Annotated in this window: 3 protein-coding genes; all 3 read left to right on the top strand. The window is 36.8% G+C overall.

Going from position 1 to position 2,156, the window contains the following annotated elements:
• Window positions 1-711: aminopeptidase (locus DP091_RS30955; protein ID WP_181469970.1), on the top strand; the 711-nt coding region annotated here is incomplete at its 5' end.
• Window positions 712-1,152: 441 nt separating this feature from the next.
• Window positions 1,153-1,611 carry a GNAT family N-acetyltransferase gene (locus tag DP091_RS30950; RefSeq protein WP_113061838.1) on the top strand — a complete coding sequence of 153 codons (459 nt, stop codon included), beginning with the start codon at window positions 1,153-1,155 and terminating at the stop codon, window positions 1,609-1,611.
• Between the two features lie 317 nt (window positions 1,612-1,928).
• On the top strand, window positions 1,929-2,156 hold a 228-nt coding region (locus DP091_RS30945; RefSeq protein WP_306438140.1), incomplete at its 3' end, for a sigma factor.

Below are 2,156 nucleotides of genomic sequence, written 5' to 3'. Positions count from 1 at the left end.
CGTTACCCGAATCATGCCATGGCACAGCAGGCGAACATGTCAACGGAGGATTTTGAGGATTTATATTTTAATGTGTGCAATCTGGACTATTCAAAAATGGATAGAGCTATGGATAATCTAATTGAGTTAATGGAGCAAACAGACAAAGTTAAAATTATAGGAGAAGGAACTGAACTTACATTTTCGATTAAAGGCATGCCTTGTATTAAAGATGCAGGAATTATGAACCTTCCAGATGGTGAAGTTTACACGATGCCAGTTAAGGATTCAGTCAACGGAGTTATCTCGTATAATACACCTTCTTTAAAAGAGGGCTTCACTTACGAGAACATTCGTTTTGAAATTAAGGACGGCAAAATTATACATGCTACCGGAAATGATTCAGAAAGAATTAATAAATTACTGAATACGGATCAAGGATCGAGGTATTTTGGTGAATTTGGAATTGGTCTTAATCCATATATTGAGAGTGTTATGAAAGATACTTTATTTGATGAAAAAATATGGGGAAGCTTTCACTTTACACCTGGATGTGTTCCAGTTAGTTCACCTGGAAATGAAAATTGGTCCGAGCTTCACTGGGATATTGTTAATATCCAAAGGCCTGAATATGGCGGTGGAGAGATATGGTTTGATGATATATTAATCCGCAAAGATGGAATGTTTATTCCTGATATTTTAAAAGGATTAAACCCTGAAAACTTAAAGTGATGATATTGACTTCATATTTACATCCTTTACTTAGAAGACCCCTTCAAAAGTATAGAAAGTTCTAAATAAACCATTTTCTCTTTTTTGGGCTACATATAAAAAGAAATGGAGAACTAGGGTCTATCTTTGCAAAATCAGATATTATTTCACTACGGAACGAAGAATTAATCAAGAAGGACTAAAGGATATGTTAGCAACTCAAAGAAGACAATAACCTCGTCTAACAATGCATTTCCAGCATCGTCGCTAACACTCCTTGGTCGCCAAGGGGAATATCAATGAAGCAGACTCAGGCGACACATCCAACCGGCTAAGTCTCAAGATCCGTTCCCTTTGGTCACTTAAGCCGTTTGAACGTGGAATGCGGGTATGTTATGTGAATTTCCTGTAGAGCAATAAAACCCATTAACCCTTTAATCATCTTTTGTATAGGGGGTCAATATGATCAATTTGAATGAATATTATGAAGTAACTGAAGTAAGCAATTTATTAGCCGAGTGTATGTGGCCTGATAATGAAAGAATACTTCAAGAGCTCAATATGTACAAAGTAGACGACGCTAGGAAACTTTATGGGAGACTTAAGAATAATGAACTTATAGGGCTAATCGGACTAATCCATCTTTCAACAAAGGAAGTTGAGCTGAAACATATTGCGATTCGATCTGATTATAGAAGGCAAGGAATAGGAAGAGAAATGATTAATGAATATATAAAGAAAAATGAAATAAACAAGATGATAGCAGAAACACATAAAGATGCAGTCAATTTTTATAAAAATATTGGATTTGAAATCATGAGTTTAGGGGAGAAATACCCTGGTGTTGAAAGATTTCAATGCACTTTACCAATGAATAAGATCATGGAAGAGATATTTCAGGAAGTCTGGGACTTCACATAACACAATAATCACGCTTCGCCGCATGGAGTCAGGTTCTATTCTTGTCGAGGGACAAGAACATGCTCCCTTTGAAGTCGCTATTATAGCGGCTTTTTTATTTTATCGGTACAAGATCTTGTCCCAAGCTAAGGACAAGATCTTGTACCGATTACCGTATTGGACAAGAACATGTTCCTATTGCCGATTAGGCGTATAGGGCAGAAACAAACCATTTTCCGGTCACAGCTGAATTCTTGTCCTATATTTTGAAATAATTCGAACGATATCTATAATTATTACCAATATATACTGTAAGACCGAAGGGGAGGAGGTAGCAGATGAATCATCCATCTGAATATGCAAGGCTTATTTCGCTTACGTTGGCTGGGAACCGTGATGCGTTTGGCGAGTTATATGAAGCAACCATTAAGGACGTTTACAATACTGTTTATTTTCTTATTCGAGAACCATCAGATGCAGAGGATGTCATTCAGGAGATTTATATTCAATTATACCGGTCTCTTGAAAAGTTTGACGTAAGCAGGCCGTTTCGGCCTTGGTTAATG

The organism is Paenibacillus sp. MDMC362 (assembly GCF_003269305.1).
Lineage (GTDB): Bacteria > Bacillota > Bacilli > Paenibacillales > Paenibacillaceae > Paenibacillus_AQ.
The sequence above is the reverse complement of the archived record's forward strand: the minus strand, read 5'-3'. Positions and strand labels throughout refer to the sequence as shown.

Bases quoted from the DNA above. Each gene is read 5' to 3' on its own strand.
- DP091_RS30950 (WP_113061838.1), top strand. From the start codon at position 1,153: ATGATCAATTTGAATGAATATTATGAAGTAACTGAAGTAAGCAATTTA.